The 19,885-nt window shown below is 72.5% G+C and carries 17 protein-coding genes, 1 tRNA gene and 1 other RNA gene; 7 read left to right on the top strand and 12 right to left on the bottom strand.

Features of this window, described 5'->3' with window-relative positions:
• Window positions 1-57: 57 nt before the first annotated feature.
• The 3 genes from NAMU_RS26980 to NAMU_RS03235 are packed head-to-tail and all read left to right on the top strand — an operon-like array spanning window position 58 to window position 2,826.
• Window positions 58-900, top strand: coding sequence for a hypothetical protein (locus NAMU_RS26980; protein ID WP_015745984.1), 843 nt, complete (start codon window positions 58-60; stop codon window positions 898-900).
• Window positions 890-2,104 carry a sensor histidine kinase gene (locus NAMU_RS03240; RefSeq protein WP_138179921.1) on the top strand — a complete coding sequence of 405 codons (1,215 nt, stop codon included), beginning with the start codon at window positions 890-892 and terminating at the stop codon, window positions 2,102-2,104. Before NAMU_RS26980 ends, NAMU_RS03240 begins: the two co-directional genes overlap by 11 nt.
• Window positions 2,101-2,826: a response regulator gene (locus tag NAMU_RS03235; RefSeq protein WP_015745982.1), complete on the top strand. Its 726-nt coding sequence runs from the start codon at window positions 2,101-2,103 to the stop codon at window positions 2,824-2,826. Before NAMU_RS03240 ends, NAMU_RS03235 begins: the two co-directional genes overlap by 4 nt.
• On the opposite strand, the gene NAMU_RS29725 is transcribed toward NAMU_RS03235, so the two are convergent.
• The 3 genes from NAMU_RS29725 to pdxR form a co-directional block, all read right to left on the bottom strand.
• Entirely contained in the window at window positions 2,768-4,231 is a 1,464-nt protein-coding gene (locus tag NAMU_RS29725) for an NAD(P)/FAD-dependent oxidoreductase (protein WP_015745981.1), read from the bottom strand. The two genes, NAMU_RS03235 and NAMU_RS29725, sit on opposite strands and share 59 nt — an antisense overlap.
• Window positions 4,232-4,348: 117 nt before the next feature.
• Window positions 4,349-6,580: a DNA polymerase III subunit gamma and tau gene (locus NAMU_RS03225; RefSeq protein WP_015745980.1), complete on the bottom strand. Its 2,232-nt coding sequence runs from the start codon at window positions 6,578-6,580 to the stop codon at window positions 4,349-4,351.
• A 114-nt stretch (window positions 6,581-6,694) separates the two neighbouring features.
• Complete coding sequence (pdxR, locus tag NAMU_RS03220) at window positions 6,695-8,056, bottom strand: MocR-like pyridoxine biosynthesis transcription factor PdxR (RefSeq protein WP_015745979.1); 1,362 nt, start codon at window positions 8,054-8,056, stop codon at window positions 6,695-6,697.
• 60 nt (window positions 8,057-8,116) lie between these two features.
• Between pdxR and NAMU_RS03215 the strand changes: the two genes are divergently transcribed.
• Entirely contained in the window at window positions 8,117-8,806 is a 690-nt protein-coding gene (locus tag NAMU_RS03215; protein ID WP_015745978.1) for a pyridoxamine 5'-phosphate oxidase family protein, read from the top strand.
• A gap of 26 nt (window positions 8,807-8,832) precedes the next feature.
• Here the strand turns inward: NAMU_RS03215 and ffs are convergent.
• Window positions 8,833-8,931, bottom strand: an RNA gene (ffs, locus tag NAMU_RS27960) — signal recognition particle sRNA small type.
• Window positions 8,932-9,184: 253 nt separating this feature from the next.
• Between ffs and NAMU_RS03210 the strand changes: the two genes are divergently transcribed.
• The 3 genes from NAMU_RS03210 (at window position 9,185) to NAMU_RS03200 (ending at window position 10,188) form a co-directional block, all read left to right on the top strand.
• Window positions 9,185-9,373 (top strand): hypothetical protein, encoded by a 189-nt coding sequence (locus tag NAMU_RS03210; protein ID WP_015745977.1) that lies wholly within the window; start codon window positions 9,185-9,187, stop codon window positions 9,371-9,373.
• A gap of 148 nt (window positions 9,374-9,521) precedes the next feature.
• The gene (locus tag NAMU_RS03205; protein WP_015745976.1) at window positions 9,522-10,040 is read left to right on the top strand and encodes a DedA family protein; all 519 of its coding nucleotides are present in this window, start codon (window positions 9,522-9,524) and stop codon (window positions 10,038-10,040) included.
• A 62-nt stretch (window positions 10,041-10,102) separates the two neighbouring features.
• Window positions 10,103-10,188 (top strand) — tRNA-Ser (locus NAMU_RS03200).
• A gap of 83 nt (window positions 10,189-10,271) precedes the next feature.
• Here the strand turns inward: NAMU_RS03200 and NAMU_RS03195 are convergent.
• Genes NAMU_RS03195 through NAMU_RS26960 form a run of 8 tightly spaced genes read right to left on the bottom strand, consistent with a single transcriptional unit; the run spans window position 10,272 to window position 19,638 of the window.
• Complete coding sequence (locus NAMU_RS03195; protein ID WP_015745975.1) at window positions 10,272-11,492, bottom strand: tyrosine-type recombinase/integrase; 1,221 nt, start codon at window positions 11,490-11,492, stop codon at window positions 10,272-10,274.
• A 1-nt stretch (window position 11,493) separates the two neighbouring features.
• Entirely contained in the window at window positions 11,494-11,739 is a 246-nt protein-coding gene (locus tag NAMU_RS03190; RefSeq protein WP_015745974.1) for an excisionase family DNA-binding protein, read from the bottom strand.
• Between the two features lie 15 nt (window positions 11,740-11,754).
• The gene (locus NAMU_RS26975; RefSeq protein ID WP_245544856.1) at window positions 11,755-12,939 is read right to left on the bottom strand and encodes a M15 family metallopeptidase; all 1,185 of its coding nucleotides are present in this window, start codon (window positions 12,937-12,939) and stop codon (window positions 11,755-11,757) included.
• Window positions 12,936-13,640 (bottom strand): hypothetical protein, encoded by a 705-nt coding sequence (locus NAMU_RS26970; protein WP_015745972.1) that lies wholly within the window; start codon window positions 13,638-13,640, stop codon window positions 12,936-12,938. Before NAMU_RS26970 ends, NAMU_RS26975 begins: the two co-directional genes overlap by 4 nt.
• Entirely contained in the window at window positions 13,637-16,063 is a 2,427-nt protein-coding gene (locus NAMU_RS03170; RefSeq protein WP_015745971.1) for a hypothetical protein, read from the bottom strand. Before NAMU_RS03170 ends, NAMU_RS26970 begins: the two co-directional genes overlap by 4 nt.
• On the bottom strand, window positions 16,060-18,822 hold the full coding sequence (locus NAMU_RS03165; protein WP_015745970.1) for an ATP-binding protein: 2,763 nt from the start codon (window positions 18,820-18,822) through the stop codon (window positions 16,060-16,062). Before NAMU_RS03165 ends, NAMU_RS03170 begins: the two co-directional genes overlap by 4 nt.
• On the bottom strand, window positions 18,812-19,300 hold the full coding sequence (locus NAMU_RS26965) for a hypothetical protein (RefSeq protein WP_015745969.1): 489 nt from the start codon (window positions 19,298-19,300) through the stop codon (window positions 18,812-18,814). Before NAMU_RS26965 ends, NAMU_RS03165 begins: the two co-directional genes overlap by 11 nt.
• Window positions 19,301-19,305: 5 nt before the next feature.
• A complete protein-coding gene (locus NAMU_RS26960; protein ID WP_015745968.1) occupies window positions 19,306-19,638 on the bottom strand; it encodes a hypothetical protein in 333 nt (110 codons plus the stop codon).
• Window positions 19,639-19,885: the final 247 nt, after the last annotated feature.

The following is a 19,885-nucleotide window of genomic DNA, read 5'->3' as shown; positions in this document are numbered from 1 at the left end:
GGCTGGCGGCCCCGCCACCGGCCGGTGCGGGTCCGCGTCCTCGGAGGTCGTGCCGTCGTGTCCGTCCTGTCGCCCCGCCCACCCTCGTCGTCACCGGTTCGTCCGGCCGCGTTGACGATCGTCGCGACGCTGGTCGGGCTGCTCGCCGCCCTGTGGTTCCTGCCGCCGCTGCTGGCGGCCGGCTGGCCGGGCAGCCGGGGCGCCACCATCGAGCGCCTGGGAGGCGACCTGCCGGCGGCGATGACCCGGTGGTGGACGTCGAACGACCCGGTCCCGGACGACGAGTTGGCCGCCCTGGTCACGTTCTGGTCGGGCTTCCACGCGGTCAAGGCCGTGCTGGCGGCCCTGCTGCTGGTCGCCGCGGGTGGGATGGCGGCCCGCCTGCTGGGGGCGTGCGTCCGGGCCGACCGGCCGGCCCACCCCCGCACCCGGGGCACGGCAGGATTCGGCTGCCTGCTCCTGGCCATGATCGCCCTGCTGGTGCTGATCGCCAACGTGCAGGGCGCCTGGGCGCCGCTGTCGTCCGCAGTGAGCCTGCTGCCCACCGACGGGTCGAACGCCGACCTGGCATCGGCGGCCGCCGGCCTGCACCAGCAGCTGCTGGCCGGCACTCGCACGCCGCCGTTGACCACGCTGGTCGAGGACTTCCGCCGCTACCACCTGGTGCTCGCCATCTGCTCCGCCCTGAGCACGGTGCTGCTGCTCGCCGGGCTGGTCAGCTGGTGGAGGCGCCGGGCCCGGGTGCCCCGCGCGCAGCGGCGGCCGCGCCGGGTGCTCGCCGCCGTCGCCGTCCTGCTGGCCGGGCTGATGCTGTTCCTGGCGCTGATTACCCTGGCCAACATGTCCACCGCCGCGGACCCTGCCCCCGCCCTGGCCGGTTTCCTCGACAGTGTCCGCTGATCCGCAGCGCCCGCGGGTGGTGCGGTCGGTCGCGGGCTGGGCCCGGCGGCAACCCGTCGCCGTGGACGCCCTCCTGGTCGCCGTCCTGGCCGTGGCCGTCGGCCCGCAGTTGGCGTTCCATGTGCGCACCAGCGATCCGCAGTGGCCGCTGTACGTGCTGCTCAGCGCCGGGCTGCTGCTGCCGTTGATCTTCCGGCGCACGGCGCCGCTGACCGTGTTCGCGGTGATCGTCGTGGTGGCCGGGTTGCAGTGGGTGCTCGGCCTGCCGCTGGCCGCCGACGTCGGCGTGCTGATCGCCCTGTACACCGTGGCGACGCGCTTTGCGCTGCGGACCGCGGTGCTGGCCGGCGGGGTCGTCGAGATCGGGGCGCTGCTGGCCGCCGGGCGCTGGCCGCACGGGCTCAGTGCAGCCGAAATGGCTTTTGTGCTCACAGTTTTCGTTCTCGCCGCGGTGATGACCGGTGCGTACGTGCGGGATCGTCGCCGCACCATCGAGGCACTGCGGGCGCAGGCCGAGCACCTGCGCCGCGAGCGTGATCAGCAGGCCCGGCTGGCCGCGGCCGAGGAACGCAACCGGATCGCCCGGGAGATGCACGACATCATCGCCCACAGCCTCGCCATCATGATCACTCTGGCCGACGCCGCGGCCGGCAAGGTGCAGACCGACCCGGACCGGGCGCGCGGCGTGCTGCGGCAGCTGGCCGGGACCGGGCGGGCGACGCTCGACGAGGCGCGGCAGCTGGTCGGCGTGCTGCGCACGGACCCGCTCGCGCCCACCACGCCGCCGCCGTCGGTGCGGGATCTGCCCGAGCTCGTCGAACGCATCCGGGACGCCGGATTGACCGCGTCGCTGACCGTCACCGGCGACCCGGAGGCGGTGCCCGCGGCGAGCGGGCTGGCCGCCTATCGCATCGCCCAGGAGGCGCTGACCAACACGGTCAAGCACGCCGTCCGCCCGACCCGGGCCACCCTGACGGTCGAGATCTCCCCCACGGCAACCCTGCTGACGGTCCGCGACGACGGCCGGGCGGCCGGCCGCCGGTCCGGGCCGGCCGGGAACGGGCTGGTCGGGCACGGGCTGGTCGGGATGCGCGAACGCGCCGCGATGGGTCACGGCACCCTCGTCGCCGGGCCCGACCCGACGGGCGGCTGGACCGTCCGGGCGCGCCTCCCGCATGCCCCGGCCGATGCGGGGCGGGCATGAGCATCACCGTGCTGCTGGCCGACGACCAACCGCTGATCCGGCTCGGCTTCCGGATGATCCTGGAGGACACCGGCGACATCGAGGTGATCGGCGAGGCGGCCGACGGCCGGTCGGCCACCGAGCAGGCCCTGACTCTGCGCCCCGACGTCGTCCTGCTGGACATCCGAATGCCGGGCATGGACGGGCTGGAGGCCACCCGCCGGATCATGGCGGCCGACCCGCAGGCCCGGATCCTGGTGCTGACCACCTTCGATCTCGACGAATACGCCTTTGCCGCGCTGCGCGGCGGGGCCAGCGGGTTCCTGCTCAAGGACGCCCCGGTCGCCGAACTGGTGCACGCCATCCGCGTCATCGCCCAGGGCCATGCGCTGGTCGCCCCGCGGATCACCCGGCTGCTGCTGGACGCCTACGCCCCGCAGCTGCCGGACCCGCTCGCCGGCGACCGGCCCGGCCCCGATCGGGCGGTGGTCGGACCCGGCGGGTCGCTGACCGGCCGGGAGCACGAGGTGCTGCTGTTACTGGCCCGCGGCCGGTCGAACGCCGAGATCGCCACCGATCTGGTGGTGTCCGAGGTGACCGTGAAAAGTCACGTCGGCGCCGTGCTGCACAAGCTGGACCTGCGCAATCGCGTCGCCGCGGTGATCTACGCCTACGAGCACGGGCTCATCGGCGGGAATCGGCCAGCCCGCCCGGCCGGCGATCCCGGCCAGCCACACCGGTGACGTCGGCGGCGGTTGTCCGCCCGGCCGGTTCGTCCTCGACCATGGCCAGCAGGTCCAGCTCGGTCGGCCGCGCCGTCGGTGACCCGCCGTGGCCGAGCCGGCCCCGGATCGCGGCGACGAGCAGCGCCGGATGCAGCAGCGCGGCCGGTCGGCCGACCATGTGGAACATCCGGCTCGCAGTCAGCTGAGCCCGGGCGCTGCCGTGGGCGGCCTGCCGCCCCAGCTCGCGCACCCAGGCGCTGGTCAGCTTCTGCGGCCCGCTCTGCTCCCCGGTGGTGGTCGGTTGCCGCAGGTCCTGACCCACCGCGATGGCCCAGGGCAGGGCGGCGGTGCGGGCCAACCGGCGCATCAGCCGGCGGGTCGCCCGCGCATCGAGCGGGCGGCTGACCCCGGAGCGCAACAGCCGGGCGTCGAGGGCGGCCACCGTGATGCCCTGCCCGAAGATCGGGTTGAAGCTGACCAGCGAATCGCCGACGACGAGCAGCCCGGCCGGCCAGTTCCGGCACTGCTCGAAGCGGTGCCGGCGGTTGCCGTTGCGGCGGTGGATGAGCACGTCGCCGACCGGGGTGGAGCGGGCGGCCAGGTCGGCCAGGGCCGGGTCGCGCAGGGCCCGTAGGGAGGCCTCGAAGCCGGCGACGTCCCGCGGAGGTCGCCGCGGGCCGGTGCCCGAGGCCAGCACCTGCCAGTTCCCGCCCTCGACCGGCAGGGCCAGGCCGCCGCGCCCGGTGGCCGGGGTCGATCCGATGACGATGCCGGCCAGCCCGTCCAGGTCGGGGACGTCGGTGTACTCGCGGACCGCGTAGCCGATGCGGCTGTCCACCTCCTGGGTGCGGATCGGGCCGATCCCCAGTGCCGAGAGCCAGGCGGGCAGCCGGGACCCGCGGCCGGAGGCATCGATGACGATGTCGGCGGCCAGTTCGTCCTCGGCGGTCCGCACCCGCCAGGGCCGTTCGGTGGCTCCGGTCCGGCGCAGGCCCGTCACCGATCGCCCCGCCATCAGCTGCACGCCGGGCAGGGCCAGCACCCGGCGGCGCACCGCCCGCTCGAACATCGGGCGGGACAGGGACAGCCCGATCAGCTCCGAGGAGCAGACCGTGGACCAGCCCTCCTCGGTCAACCAGGCCAGCCGGCTGCTGTCGAACTCCACCGCACCGTCGGCGCGCAGCTCGGCTCCCAGCCCGGGCAGCAGCTCCTCGGCGATCTGCAACCCGCGGAGCAGGAAGACGTGCGGCTGCCGGCCCTGCGGCACACCCGGGTGGGCCAGGGCGTCGTCGCCGAGTTCGTCCCGGTCGAGCAGGGTGACCTGGTGACCGGCGGCGGCGCAGGCGGCGGCCGCGAACAGGCCGGCCAATGAGGCGCCGACGATCACCACCTGCTGAATCGGGCGGGCGGGGTGGGCGTTCATCATCGGACTCCCTGGGCGTGACAACGGGACGGCATCCGACACAGGAGTCACCCGGGAGGCGTTGACGTACACGATCGCGGCGCCGATTTTTTCGCACCGCCGCGCCGAGCCCCGGGCTTAGGGCTCCAGCGGACGCGCGCCGAGCTGCGTGGTCAGCAGTTCCAGGGCCATCGCCTCGGGATCACGCGGGGCCTGCGACCCGGACGTGGGCGGGGCCGGATCGCCGTAGTCGTCCGGGATCTCCTCGTCCGGCCCGTCGGCCGGCGGTTCGGGCAGGGGCGCCCCGTCCCAGGGGTCGGCCGCGGCCGCGGGACGGCGCTCGGCGGCGGCCGGGCGGGCGGCCGGACCGTCGGCGTCGCACTGGATCCGCCAATCCACCCCGAGCACCTGCTTGAGCCCCGCCCGCAGCAGATCGGCGTTGGCCGGTTCCAGGACCCGCCGGGCCAGCGCCGCGGACGGCATGGTCAGCCGCAGCACCCCGTTCTCCAGGGCGACGACGGTGGCCGATTCCAGCAGGATCTGGGTGGTCCGTCGCCGCTGCTGCACCTTGGCCAGCACCTCCGGCCAGTTGCGCCGGACGTCGACCACCTCGATCTCGGACGCCGGAGTCGGGCTCGACTCGTGCGCGGCCGGCGCGCTCTCGGCGCTCCGGGTCGGGGCGGAGGATGCCGCGGCGGGCGCGGGTCGAGCGACTCGGTCGGAACCGGGCGGCTGACCGCCGGCCGGGCTGCCGGCCGCCGGCCGGTTCCGGTCCGGCTCGGGGGCCCGAGCGGCCGGTCGCGCCTGGTCGGGTGGGGTCCGCCGGGAGTCCGGCGGCGTCGTCCGCGCCTGGTCCGGGCGGGCCTGATCGGGGCGGGGTTGCTCGGGGCGCGACGCGTCCGGCCGGGCGGCGCGGGCGGTCGATCGCAGGGTCGGCGGCGCCGGCAGCCCAAGGTCGGGACCGGCCGGGGTGGCCTCCGGGCGCTGCGGGCGGGCCGGCGCCGCCGGCCGGGAGGCCGCCGGACGCTGTTGCGCATTCGGACCCTGAGCCGGGCGACCGGCCGCCGTGCGTTCGGCCGCCCGCTCGGCGGTTCCGGTGCGTTGTTCGGGCTCGGCGGCCGGTTCGGGACCGGCGGGCTCGGCCAGGGGGATCTCCACCGCAGTGGGTTGCCGGACCGGCCGGGCCGTGGGTTCCGGCTCGTCGGCGGCGATCTCCATCCGGCGTTCCATGCGTTCCAGCCGCTGCAGCAACGCGCCGTCGCCGTCCGCGGTGGCCGGTAGCAGCATCCGCGCGCACAACAATTCCAGGACCAGCCGGGGCGAGGTGGTGCCGCGCATGTCGACCAGGCCGGTGTGCAGCACCTCGGCCATCCGGGTCGCGGTGGCCGCGCCGAGCCGGTCGGCCTGCGCGCTCATCGACTCCAACTGATCGCTCGGCGCGTCGATCAGACCCTTGGCCCCGGCGTCGGGCACGGCGGACAGGATCACCAGGTCCCGCAGCCGCTGCAACAGGTCGGTGGCGAAACGCCGCGGGTCGTGGCCGGCCTCGATGACCCGGTCGACCGCGGCGAACACGGACCCGCCGTCCCCGGCGGCCAGCGCGTCGACCACCTCGTCCAGCAGGGCCGCGTCGGTGACACCCAACAACGCGACGGCGCTGCGATAGGTGACGCCCTCCGGCCCGGCCCCGGCCAGCAGCTGGTCCAGCATCGACAGGGTGTCCCGGGCGGACCCGCCGCCGGCCCGGATGACCAGGGGCAGCACGGCCGGCTCGACGACCGCACCCTCCTGCTCGCAGAGCCGTTCCAGCATGGTCCGCAGCACGCTGGGGGCGATCAGCCGGAACGGGTAGTGGTGCGTCCGCGACCGGATGGTGGTCAGCACCTTGTCCGGCTCAGTGGTGGCGAAGATGAAGACCAGGTGCTCGGGCGGCTCCTCGACGATCTTGAGCAGCGCGTTGAAGCCCTGGGTGGTGACCATGTGGGCCTCGTCGATGATGAAGACCCGGTAGCGCGACTCGGCCGGCATGTAGAAGGCCCGATCCCGCAGGTCACGGGTGTCGTCGACGCCGCCGTGGCTGGCCGCGTCGAGCTCGACCACGTCCAGTGATCCGGGGCCCTCGGGGGCCAGCGCGATGCACGACGGGCACTCGCCGCACGGGTCCGGGGTGGGGCCGTGCACGCAGTTGAGCGATCGGGCCAGGATGCGCGCCGACGAGGTCTTGCCGCAGCCCCGGGGCCCGGAGAACAGGTAGGCGTGATTGACCCGTCCGGCGGCCAGCGCGGTGCGCAGCGGCTGGGTGACGTGCTCCTGCCCGACCACCTCGGCGAAGGTCGCCGGGCGGTATTTCCGATACAGAGCCAGTGCCACGCAAGCGAGGCTACGGCAGCGGTCGGACAGTGCGATCCCGGACTGTCGCCACCATCGGCGGGCCGCTGGCGGCCCCGATTCCAGCACCGATCACTGCACCGATCACTGCACCGATCACAGCACGTGGGCCAGCACCCGCAGCGCGGCCGACAGCTCGTCGGGAGTGGGGCCGGCGTAGCCAACGACCAGCCCCTGACGCTCGGGCGGACCGAGGTAGTGCCGGGCCAGCCCGTCCAACTCCACCCCGCGCGCGGCCGCGGCGGCGATCACCGCCCGCTCGTCCTCGACCTCGACCACCACGTGCGCGCCGGCCGCATCGCCCATCGCCAGCCGGCCGGTGCCGCGCACCACCGCGACCACCTCGGCGCGCCGCCGGGCCAGCTCCCGGCGCAACCGGCGCAGGTGCCGGGCCAGGTCGCCGTGGGCGGCTAGCGCGGTGACGACCCGTTGGCCGGCGGCGGAGGGGCGGGTACCGGTGGCGGCTCGCCGGCGGACCAGCTCGGCCCGCACCGCCGGCGGCGCGACCAGCCAGCCGCAGCCCAGTCCCGGGGTCAGCATCTTGGACACCGTGCCCAGGTGCACGACCACGTCCGGCCCGAGTGCGGCCAGCAGCGGCAGCGGGGCCACGTCGTAACGCAGTTCCCCGTCGTAGTCGTCCTCGACGATCAGCAGGCCGTCCCGGCGGGCCCGATCGACCAGTTCCACCCGCCGCGCGGCGGACAGCCGGGCGCCCAACGGGTACTGGTGGGCGGGGGTGACCATGACCGCGGACACCCCCTCCGGGATGGCGTCGACGACGATCCCGTCGGCGTCGACCGGCACCCCGACCAGCTCACGGCCGGCCGAGCGCAGGGCCGACGCTCCGCCCGCGTACCCGGGGTTCTCCACGGCCACCGGGACGCCGGCCGGCAGCACGGCACCGATCTCGGCCAGGGTCGCGGTGCTGCCCGCGGTGGCCAGCACCAACTCCGGGTCGCAGGGCAGGCCCCGGTGCCGCAGCAGATGCTCGACCACCGCCGCGCGAAACGGCGGCAGACCTTCCGGATCGGACGCCCGCTCGACCGGGGCGTCCGCCGCGTCGCGCCAGGCCCGGCGCCACATCCCGCGGTCCAGCACCGCCAGGCACGGCACTCCGGCCCGCAGTGACAACACCGGCCGAGGGGTTCTCGGCCCCGGGAGCGAGGCGGGCACCGGCCGGGACGCGGATGGGATAACGGCACCCGGCGCCGGCACGCCGACCACGAACGTGCCGCTGCCCCGTCGGGTGGCCAGCCATCCCTCGGCCAGCAGCTGGTCGTAGGCGGCGGCGCAGACGGTGCGGCTCAGCTCGAGCTGGGCCGACAGGCTCCGGGTGGACGGCAGGCGGTCGCCCGGGCGCAGCACGCCGGCGATGGCGGCGGCCCGCAGCCCGTCGGCCAGTTGGCCGGCCAGGGATCGGGGCAGGCGCCGGTCGATCGGTAGCGGCGGCAGGTCCACCAGTGGCCTTTCGAAATGACGGGGAAGTGGCCCTCGCAGGATGCCACTGGACCGGTCAGGGTGACAGTCGTGAGTACTGCCCCGCCCGCCGGCACCCTGGCCCCGCTGTCCGCACTGTCCCCCACTCCTCGCAGCACGATCCGGCGGGGCGCCGGACGCGCCCGCACCGACCGGTCCGAGTTGTACGCGGTGCTCGACGAGGGCTCGATCTGCCATCTCGGGGTGGTCGTCGACGGCGCCCCCGTGGTGCTGCCGACGGTCTACGGCCGGGTGGACGACACCCTCTACCTGCACGGTTCGACCGGCGCCCGGTCACTGCGCGGCGCGGCGGCGGGCGAGCCGATCAGCGTGACCGTCACCCTGGTCGACGGGGTGGTGCACGCCCGGTCGGTCTTCCACTTCTCGATGAACTACCGATGCGCGGTCGTGCACGGGGTGGCCCGTCCGGTCACCGACCCGGACGAGCGGCTGCTCGGGCTGCGCGCGATCGTCGAGCAGGTGGCCCCGGGCGCGTGGGACCACGCCCGCTCGCCTAACCGCAAGGAGCTGGCGGCGACCGCGGTACTGGCGCTGGACCTGACCGAGTCGAGCCTGAAGGTGCGGTCCGGGCCGCCCGGGGACGACGAGGACGACGTCCGCGACCGCCCGGGGGTCTGGGCCGGGGTGGTGCCGGTGCACACGGTCGCCGGGGAGCCGCAGCCTTGCCCGACGGTCCCGTCCGGCGTCCCGCTGCCGGCTCACTTGCACTGATCGGACGGGCTGGCGCCAGGACCCGGAAATGAAAGGGGACCCCCGCACCCGCCAGAGCTCACGGACCCTTGCTGCCTTCCGGCCCTGGGGGGGTTAGTGAGATGGACGCCGCGGGGGTCCGTGGATGAGTCTAATGGGTCCGGGCGATCAGACGAAGTCGTCCCCACTGCCAGGCACGGCGGCCCTGTCCGAGGCGGGTATCAGACGCGCCACGGACCCGCCGGTTGTGCCCGCGCGGCCAACCACACGATGCGGCGAAGAGCACACTGACCTGCACAAATATGTGGTCTTACCAAGGTCTAGAATCGTGATAGGTGGTCCGCGACGAGGCAGAACTCCGCCAGTCCAGCAGTCCGACCTACTTCCTTGGAGACACCGATGAGCATTCACATCCTCGACATCCTGCACCCCAACGCCGCCGACCGGGCCGCGCGTCGTCAGCTCGAGCAGGAGATCGCCGGCTACCAGACCGAGGCCGATCGCCACGACCTGGAGGCCGCCCTCGATCGCTACAGCGACGAGGAGACCCTCGAGATCCGCCAGATCCTGGCCCAGCACGCCGCCTGACCGACCACCGCCACTGGCCGGCGGCAGAGGTTACCCTCACCTTCCTCGAAGCCCGTAGGCTGGCGCCGGCAGCACGCAGCCGCAGTCGACAGGGAGAGTGCATCGGTGATCACCGCTGAACCCTCCCGCCGCGCGGGACACTGAGCCGATGCCCAGCTGGTTCGACGGTCTGCCGTTCGGCATCGCAGTCGCGGCCCTGTTCGTCATCGTGCTGCTGCGGGCCCAGGGCACCTACTGGATCGGCCGGGGCGTCGTGGCCGGCGCGCTGCGCACCCGGCTGGCCGACAAGCTGACCGGCCCCCGCACCACCCGGGCGATCGGCCTGCTCAACAAGTGGGGCCCGCCGGTGGTCACCGTGTCGTTCCTCACCGTGGGTTTTCAGACCGTGGTGAACGCCGCCGCCGGTCTGACCCGCATGCCCTGGCTGCGGTACACGATCGCGATGGTCATCGGCTGCGTGATGTGGGCCTTCATCTACGCCACCATCGGCTTCGCCGCGTTCGACGCGGCCGTGGCCCTGGCCGCGCACTCCCCCTGGCTGCTGGCGGCCGTCCTGCTGCTGATCGTCGCCGTCATCGTGGCCATCGTGCTGGTCCGCCGCCGTCGACGGTCGGCTTCCGCGGCCGGCCCCAGCGCGCAGGACGCCCCCACCCGCCGCCCTGTGTGATCGGCGTACAGCGCCGATTCTGTCCTGAGCCGCCGGACCGATACACTCTCCCGGCGACACCAGGAGGATTCGCCTAGTGGCCTATGGCGCACGCTTGGAAAGCGTGTTGGGTTAACCGCCCTCGGGGGTTCGAATCCCCCATCCTCCGCCCCCTGACCAGCGCAAACGTGGAACGCGCTGGCCCCGGCCCTACGGCCGAACCGGTCCTAGTCTCAGTTCTAGTCTCAGTTGTCATTCTGGGCGGCTCCGCTCGTCCGACCACAACAGCCCGCCGACCTGGTCGGCGACCTGACGACGGATCGGGTCCGTCACATGTTGATACCTGGCCGCCATCGCCGTGCTCGACCAGCCCATGATGCCCATCACCGTGCGCTCAGGGACGCCCAGAACCAGCAGGACGGTGGCCGCCGTATGCCGGGCGTCATGAAGACGACCGTCGCGAACGCCGGCCTCCTTGAGCAGTGCCTTCCAGCGGTGGTAATCCGAGCTCGGGTTCAATGGGGCGCCGACCCTGGAGGTGAACACCCAATCGCCGTTCTGCCAGAGCTGACGCGCCGCCTCCTGCCACCGTTCTTGCTCGACTCGCTGCTCGCGCAACAACTCGCCCAGGGCCGCAGGCAGGCCGACCACCCGCCGGCCGGCGTCGGACTTGGTATCCCCAGCTGCTCGGTTCATTTGGATCCGCTGCGGACACCGACCTGCCGACTTGCCGCATGTTCCACCACAGCCGTGTGCGTAGGTCGGCCGGTGCCGCGTCGTGCGGATGCGCAAGAAACCGGCGTCGAGATCGACGTCGGACCAGGTCAGGCCGAGCACTTCCCCTTGCCGCAGCCCGAGCGCAAGAGCGATCGCCCAGCGGGCACCGTTGGGGTGCGCGCGGGCAGTGCTCATGATCGCCCGCACCTCATCGACGGTGTACGGCTGGATGGGCTCCAACTGGACTCGCGGGGGCCGGGCGAGTGCAGCGACGTTGCGCGCGACGTGACCTCGCCGATGCGCTTCGCCCAGCGCGGTGCGGATCGTCCGGTGCACCTGATGCGCGCGACCCGGGCGGCCGCCATCAGCGACGATCTTGCGATAGAGCCGTTCCAGGTGCTCGGGTTCGAGCCGGTCCAGGCGGTGCTTGCCGATCTCTGGGATCAGGTGCCGGCGCACCGCGACCTGGTAGGCCGAGTAGCTGGTTGCGCGTAAGTTCGGCCGGGCGATGTTCTCCAGCCAATGGTCCAGCCAGGCAGCCACTGTCCATCGCTGGCCGGGTCGTCGAACTTGGCCCTGGTCCCGTGCACGTTCCAGGTCACGGACCTTCTGAACCACGACACCCTTGGTCTTGGCCATGACGTGCCGGCGGTCAATAGAACCGTCGTCGCGGTAGCCGACGGTCACCCTCCCGTGCCAGAAGCCGTCGCTCCCCTGATAGACCGAGGACGCCCGGTTCGGGTTCCGGCTGGTCACGTCACTTGACCTGGGTCGACCGCGCTTCGTCGCGGAGCCGACGGACGTGCTCGCCCAGGCATTCGGCTGGTATCCGACGCAGCCGACCCAAGCGCACGGACTCAATCGCCCCGGACAGGACCAGCCGGTACATCAGGGATCGGCCGATGCCGAGCTGCTCGGCCGCCTCCTCGATCCTCAGCAGCAGCTTTGGCGACGTGTCCTCCTTCGCCGTGATCGTCGTGGCCGGAGCCTCGATCGCTTCCATCACAGTTCCTCCTTCCTACGAGATGGCGCCGTATTCCCAGTGCCAGGGTTCGGGTTTGGACCCGCCGGGTTGGGCCCAGGCGGGGTGGTTCCAGCCGTAGCGGCTGGCGTTGGTGGTGAGCCAGTCGAAGGCCGGCCCGGTTCCGGTGTTGATGCCGCAGCAGGCGCCGATGTCGACGGCTTTGCCCCAGCCGTGGTTGGAGGTGCCGGGGTTGGCGCACAGGCTGCCCTTTTCGAGTCGGCATTGGACTTGTTCGTCGTAGGAGCGGTAGCCGTCGGTGATGCCGATGTCCTGCCCGAACTGGGCTTTGAACGCGGTGTTGAGGTGGTCGAACGCGGTCGCGGCGCCGCATTCAAGTTGCAGGGCCGGCCTGGATGGGACCGGGCACAGCGCGGTCGCGGGGATGCGTCCGTTCTGGTAGCCGCCCCAGGCCGCCGGCCCGGTCGCGCCTGCTCGGTTGGCGGCCGGCTGGCCGCAGGTCGTACCGGCCGCGACCTCGGCGACGACACTCGGCCCTTTGCTCGTAATGGTGGGCGCGGATCCCGTGTTGAGGGCGGCGACGATGTTGGTGGCCTGCTGGTAGCTATCGCGGTAGATCCCGCCGTCGCTGGACGGGGACCCCTGCACCTTCTGCGCCACGGTCCAGGGCGAGACGGTCTGCCAGTTGGCGACGGTCACCATCCGATCGAGGAACTTGCCGGTGGCGGTGGCCGGGTTGATCAGCTGGTCCGGGGTGCCCCAGCCGGTCATGGGCCGTTGCTGGAACAGGCCGATGCTGTCGAGGTTGTTGCCGACCTTGTCGTGCGGGTAGCCCAGCGATTGGCGGGCGACGGCCCGTTCCGAGTCGTTGAGCTGACGTCCTTCGGCGGACCCGACCAGCGTGCTGGTGCCATCGTTGGCGTAGTTGTAGAGGCTGGATTCGGCCAGAGCCGCGGCGACCGCGATGGCCGCGCCGGTCGGACCGAGGCCGCGACCGACGGCGACCCCGAGGACAGTCTTGGCGTTCGCTTCCTGCGCGGGGTCGAGGCCGGGTGCGGTGCCGGTGACGGCGGCAGGTTGGCAGTCGCCGGTGCCGGTGGTGGGCCGGCTGATGGTGTTGATGGTGGCGCCGCGGGCGCCCGCCAACGTGCAGCCGGTGAGCACGACGCCGGCCAGGCCGAGCACCAGCCCACGCATTCGGCGAGAAGGTGCGCTGGTCATGGCGCTTCCACGGTGACGGTGACGACCCGCCAGCCGGCGTCGGTGTAGATCACGGTCAGGGCGAGGGATCCGTTGTTGGTGGCGACGCCGGTGCTGGCCAGTCCAGGTTGGAACGCGCGCATCGCCGGTTCGGTTTCGCGCCGGCTCCCTGGCAGGAGGTCCCGGTTCAGGGTGGGCAGTTGCCTGGCGAGGGTCGGGTCGGCCCACCGGCTGACCTGGTCCTGCCAGGCCTGATCGGAGCCACCGGCGTACCAGGCGTCCACGAACCGCGCCGCGACTTCCAGGGCCGCGGCCTGGTCGGTCTCCGGCACGTACCCGGACGCCGCACCCTCGATCGTGGTCGTGACCGGGACGCCGATCATGACAGGGGTGGTCGACGACCGGGTCCCTGGGTTCCGGCTCGGGTGGTCGGATGGCGTAATGCCGTACTCCCGGTACAGGCAGGCGTCCCGATCCGGACCCTTGACCCACAGCGCGACGCACTCCGCCGGGTTGGTCGGCACCGCGGTCGGCCTGGTCGTCCCGGTGGACGCCGCTACGATGCCCGGCGCCCCGGTTGGGCCGGCCGGCGCTGCAGCGGTGCTGCCGCCCGAGTCGAGGATGGTCTTGGTGAGCAGGGCCAGGGCCAGGGCGGCGAGGACCAGGGCGATGAGCCGGCCGCGGCTGCGGAGGGGCCAGCGCCAGGCGGTGCGTGCGTTCATCGTTGCCTCCTCGGGTCGTCGGCGGCGGGCCAGCGGGTGGTGCGGGTCTCGGGGCGGCCATGGTCGGCCCACGCCGGCGGATCCGGGGGCCGGAACACCGCGGTCTCATCGACCGGCGCGGACACCGGTCGGTCGGTGCGTGCGGGGTGGAACACGCGATCGTCGTCGGCGAGGACCCAGCCGCGGCCATTCCAGACCTGCCGGTGCAGATGGGCGACCGGCGGCCGCCACCCGGTAACCGGCCCAGCCGACTCGGCCGCCACGTGCGGCTCCGGGATCGCAGCAGCAACAGCCGGGATCGCCCGGGTGGGCTCATCCACTGCTCGTCGGCTGGTGACGGCAGGGGTGATCCGGGGGAGGGTCGTGGTCGCCGGCTCGAGAGTGATCGGGCCGGGTGCCGATCCGGCGGTTGGCTTGGCCGGTTCCGGGGTGGTGCGGCGTCGGACGATGGTGACCTGCTCGGGGCGGCTCGGCCGGACCGGCTCGGTCGGCGTGACCGGTTCGGTCGGGTTCTCCTGCGGGTCGCTGACCCGGTGACTGGTCCCGCGGCGCCAGCGGGGCAGTGGAGTGAGCCGGTGCAGGCCGGCCATCGCCCGGCGCCGCTGCTCGGACAGCTGGTGCGGGTTGCCGGTGACGGCGTAGGACAACATGCCGGTGATCCGTTTGATCGGCCGGGTCAGCAGCCACGCGATGACCGAGGCGAGGGCGAGGATGATGACGCCGGAGTTCGGGTCGATCTGGTACCCGGCGAGCGTGGTGGGGCTGAGCATGACCATGGACAGGTAGGTCATGAGGGCGCCGGCCGCGCTGAACATGATCACCACGAGCAGGCTGCTCACCGTGACGCCCAGGACGCGGCGGGCAAGGTGCGGGCGGACCATCATGCCGATGCCGACGAACAGGCCGGCGATCAGGGCGAGCCGCAGCAGCAACCGGGCGGTGAGGACGGCGGTGTAGGCGGCGGCGGGGAACGGTGCGGCGGCTGCGGATGCGGCGAGGGCGCTGAACCCGGCCGCGGTGCGGTTCCCGGCCCGTCCTTGGATGTAGGGGTAGATGGTGGGGCCGGCGTCCTGGATCGCGGAGCGGTACTCGGACTCCGTGGCCGCCAAGACGTTGCCGGGCGGGCCGGGCTTGTTGCTGCGGCCGCAGACCTGCTTGTTGTCCTGGTAGGTGCACCAGACCGCGCCGGCCGGCGCGTTCTGCTGAATCTTGGTCGGGTCGGGCAGTTTGAGGTTGACGGCCTGCCCGTTGAGGAACCGGGCGCCGAGGTCGGCGTCGGGGCCGGTCAGGTTCTGCGAGCCGATCATGCCCTGCTGCCAGTACCGCTGGATGGTGTTGCGCACCAATACTTCCGGGTAGAGCCAGCGCCGCAGGTAGTCGGCATTGACCGGGTCTTTCGGGTCGGGCGTGTACTTGTTCGTGCACGCCGTGCCGGCCACCCTTAACTGGCCTTCGTCGTCGAAGCGCGGTTCATACAGAGCGGTCTGGTCGAAGTCGCAGTGCTGGATCTGCGGCAGGACGTCCGCCGGGAGCCGGCTCAAGACCTGGGTGTCGATGCGTTGCTGGGCGTCGACCAGGGCCTGGTCGGCGCTGCGGATCAGGTCCATCGGCGCCGCGGCCGCGACGGTGACGACGACCAGGCCGGCGGCCGCGGTGGTGACCCGGCGCAACACCTCCGGGAGGTTGCCGCGGATCGCCAACGTCAGGACGGTCAGGCCGAGCATGACCAGGGGCAGCCACACCCACGGCTGGATCAGCACCGCGTACCCGGCGGTCGCGACGGTGCCCATGAAGGTGTCGAGGCTGCTGAACGTGTCCGGGTCGAGGGCGCGGGCCCGCATCCCGGTCGCCCAGGCATCCAAGAGGACGGCGCCGCCGAGGAGCCAGTTCCCCAGCTGGGTGGACTGCGACGCCCCCGAAGCGTCCCAGGGGGACTGGATCCCGACCAGCTGAGTGACGCTGTTGACGCAGCCGGGGTCGTAGGACCACCAGAAGAACCCGGCGTACCCGTGGTCGCCGTAGGCGGTGCCGTCGAACGGCAGGCCGGCCTGCGGATCCAGGAACCCGGCCACTCCGGACCCGGGTGTTTCGGCGGGTGGGGCGAGCCGGCAGTAGTCCGTGGCGTTCGGCACCGACGGTCCGATCGGGTCCGCACCGGCCGGTGGGGCAGCAGCGAAAAGGAGCAGCCCGACGACGGTGGCGATCGCGAGTGGCCGGATCCAGGTCCGGCGTTGCACCAGGTACTCGGGCTGGCCGAAACGCTGCACGACGTACACCGGCCGGCCGAGCCGATGAACCAGAAGGACGAGCAGGAGCAGTCCGACCGCCAGCATCATCACCGAGCCGGGCACACCGAGCAGCCAGCAGCCCAGCACCACCAAGATGGTGACCGTGGTGCGGGGCCGGCGGCGGACGCGGGTCATGACGCGGCCCGGTGGAAGGTTTGGCCGGGGGCGGATTCCAGGGCGGTCCAGAGCCAGTCGAGATGGTCGCCGTCGCGGGCGATCTCGATCAGTTCCTTACAGCCGGCGCCTCCGCGGGAGTAGAACAGGAACTGCCTGGGCACGTCCTCGGCGTCGTCGGTGGGCCGGGGCAGGTCCAGGAGCGCCTGCTCGTAGCCGACGCCGGTCGGGATCTGCACCAGGCCCAATGCGCGGGCGGCGGCTTGCTCGTCGTCCATCCGGCCGAGGAACGCGCCGCCGACGAAGTTGCGCAGCGTGTCGTTGTCGGAGCCGGCCGCCTCCTCCTGCTTGGCGGCGAGCACGGCCAGGTTCTGCTTGCGGGTGTTGCGGGCGAACTCGGTCAGCATCAACCGGCCCGACGAGAGCTGCTCCAGGAAGTGCACTTCGTCCAGGGCCACCCCTTTGCGTTGCCCGGCGGGGAGGCCGTAGACCCACCGCAGGCACAACCACGACGCCAGGTTCAGGATCGCGACACCCTGCCGGGCCTCGTCGCCCCAGTACTCCTGCCCGACGTGCTGATCCGGGAGGGCGATGCCCTTGGTGGAGAAGAACATCAGTTGCCGGTCGAACGCGACCGCCTCGTGCTCGTCGCGTTCCGGGAACAGCAGCGACGGCAAGGGTTCGTGCCGGATCGAGTCCAGCAGCTCCGCCGTGGTCAACGCCACCTGCCGATGCTCCGTCCGGGACTGCCGCAGCGCCTCGATGACCAGACCGGGATGCTTGGGCCGGCCGGCGAACGGCCCATCCGCCGCATCCACCAGCGTCGCCGCCAGCAGCAACTCCGTCGTGACGTGCGGCGCCTGATCACCCCGCACCACCAGCGACGCCGGCAGGACCTGCGTCAGGGAGTCCACGGTGAGCCGGCGGCGGGCGGCCTGCGCCCGCACCCGGGCCCGCTGCAACCACCGGTCCCGCAGTCCCTCGACCAGCTGCTGGTCGAGATCGTCCAGAGTCACCGTGCCAAGGTCGGCGGCATCGACGCCCAGCGCTGCCAGGTCCGCGTCTTCCAGGTCGGCCAGATCCTGGATGGTGAAATCGTCCGGGTGGGGTTCGGCCACCAGCCGGTACGTGTTCAGGGAGCCGGGGTGCCCGTTGACCAGGTCCAACGCCCGCGCATGCGAGCGCAGAGGAGCGGTGCGGGCCAGGCGGCCGAGGCGGCCGGCGGGGTCGACGCACGTCCACGGGATGCCGGCGGCGCCGGTCTTGCCGATGACAACGCCGATCAGGGTCGACTTGCCGCCGCCCAGGCCGGCGACGATCGGGTAGTAGCCGGCGACATCGAACCGTTCCATGTTGGCCCACAGGTCGTACATCACCGGGGTGCGCCCATCGAGCACCGCGCGGGCGATGTTCCACCCGGTCCGATCCCCGGCCGTGGAGGTGATCGCGGCGCCACCCGCGGCGACGGCCCGGACCGGGAGGTCGCGGCGGTGGGCGCGGATCCGGACCGGTTCCCCGGGCAGGAACTCCCGGGCCAGGTCGTGCTGCCCGTAGGTGTGCTCGATCTGCACCCGCCGCGCATACGCCGTGACCACCCGCTCAACGTTCTCCAAGCACTCGGTTTCACTGGTGCCGGAGACGGCGAGGCGCCACCAGCCGCGGGCGCGGCTCGCCGACAAGTCCTGGGTGTCGGACAGTTCCGCCTCGACCTGCAGGGCCAGGTCGTGTTGCTCCCGCAGCGCGGTGGGCGGGTCCTGGTCGTGTTCGACCTGGTAATGCTTGGTCTGCGACGTGATCCGGGACATCACCCGCCGCAGCTGCTCCCGCACCTCGTGGTCGTGCCGCACGAACACGTGCGCGGACCACTCCAGCGGGATGCCCAACTGGTCGGGGATCGCCATCCACGGCAGATCCACCTGGGGGATCGTCATCGGCTGCATCCGGCCCACCGTCAGGATCGCGACATGCCGGGACAGGGTGCGGCCGTCGACCATGCCGGTGACGCGCAGCGTGGTGGCGAAGGGTTCCGCGGTCCAGGACACCTGGTCCAGCAGACCGGCCAGATCCCCGGCGTCCCAGTCGGTCACGTCCGGCTCCGACCGGAGTCGTGGTGCGGGGAAGCCGAGGTGGGTGGAACGGTGCAGCAGCCACGCCATCTGCCCGGCCGTGACCGGCCGGCCCCGCATCCCCGGCCGCGCCATCAACGTGTCCAACGCCGCCAGCTTGCCCTGCTGGGCGTTGAGTTCCCGGGCCAACGGCCGCCACGACCGGGGCAACAGCCCGGCGGCGAGCTGCGCCAGCGGGGAGCGGTGCAGATAGTCCACGCCCAGGTAGACCTGCTTCTCGGCCAGGTGCTCACCGAGGAATTGCCGCTGCTCCCCGGCGAGCAGGTCCGGCCAGCACGGCAACGGCACCGCCCCGAACGCGGCCTGCCGCTGCGTGACCAGTTGGTGGTGGGCCTGCGCCCACTCCCGCACCGGGAACGGCACCTGGGTGCCGCGGATCCGCACCGACTGCCCCGACAACCCAGCCAACACAGCGGCTTGGTTCAGGATGTGCTGCTCACGGTCCCGGTCCGGCCGGAACGACCACGGCACCGGATCCAGCCGGTACCACGCCGTCCCCGTGTTGCCGGTCAGGGTGACGTGGCCGACGACCTGCCGGGTCCGCAACGGCAACCGTGCCGCCGCCGGCTCCCAGGCCTTCGCCCACCCCGGCGCCTTCGCCGGGCGCATCTTCGGGGACTGCTTGTCGGTCTTGGGGTTTCGGTCATGCCGCATCGGAGATCACCGCCCGGGAGGGGTCGAGACCGAGCCGTCGGCCCATGGCCGGCCGGGCCGGCTCGGAGGGAATGCTGAGCAGGCCGGGTGGGTGTCGCCGATCGGCGTTCACCGCGTCGGTCAGGACGAACGTGAGACCGACCCAGGACACCGTCGAGGTGGTCGGCTGCTCGTGCGGGGAGTGGCGGGGGGTGCCAAGTTCGGCCCACAGCACCGCCGGCAGCGTCGACAACGGCCGTTCGTCGTCGATCCGCTTGCAGACCCACCCCGTGATGCCGATGGTGATCATCAGCGTGTAGAGCATGGTCCAGAAGCTGACTTCGACGAAGCGGGCGAACACCCAGCCCACCGTCAAGAACACGAGGAAGCCGACGCCGTAGGCGACGTACCGGGTCGCCGGCCACGGAAACGACACCCTCGGCGGCCCCAGCCACCGCGCATCGACCCGGCGCAGCTCATCATCGGTACGGATCCGCATCACGCTCACCCACCCGTCGTCGGCGTCACGGTGGACGGGGCACCCGGCGTGGCCAGGCTCGGGATGAACAGCTTCGCCAGCCAGTACCCGACATCCAGCGCGGAGCCGGAGAACGCGATCCCCAGCACCATGAGCCCGATCAGCGACAGCCCGACGACGCTGACCACCCGGGAGTGGTCCCCGCGGCGGGACGCCATCAGGATGACCAGGCCGATCACGATCAGGATCACCTTGACCGCGTTGTCCCGCAGCCAGTTCCCGATCCCCGACGTGTCCACCGCCACCGGCGCCGCCAACTGGATGATCTCCGTGCGGAGACCACCATACAATCCGCCCATCTCGCATCTCCCTTTGTCGGGGCGACCCGAGGGGTCGCCGAATAGACCCACCGGGTCGGTGGATCTCGAATGTGTGTCGTGGTCGTGCTCGTCGTGCTGGGTGGGTGCTGCTCCGGGGGCGCTGATTGTTCAGTCGGGGCTACGCGCGTCAAGGGCGCTGCGCGTCGCTGCGCGATGCCCTGCGGGCACCCTTGACCCGCTACGCCCCGACCGATTCGGCGCCGCAGTCGGAGCAGCCCCCAGAATC

It is taken from the genome of Nakamurella multipartita DSM 44233 (genome assembly GCF_000024365.1).
Lineage (GTDB): Bacteria > Actinomycetota > Actinomycetes > Mycobacteriales > Nakamurellaceae > Nakamurella > Nakamurella multipartita.
The sequence above is the reverse complement of the archived record's forward strand: the minus strand, read 5'-3'. Positions and strand labels throughout refer to the sequence as shown.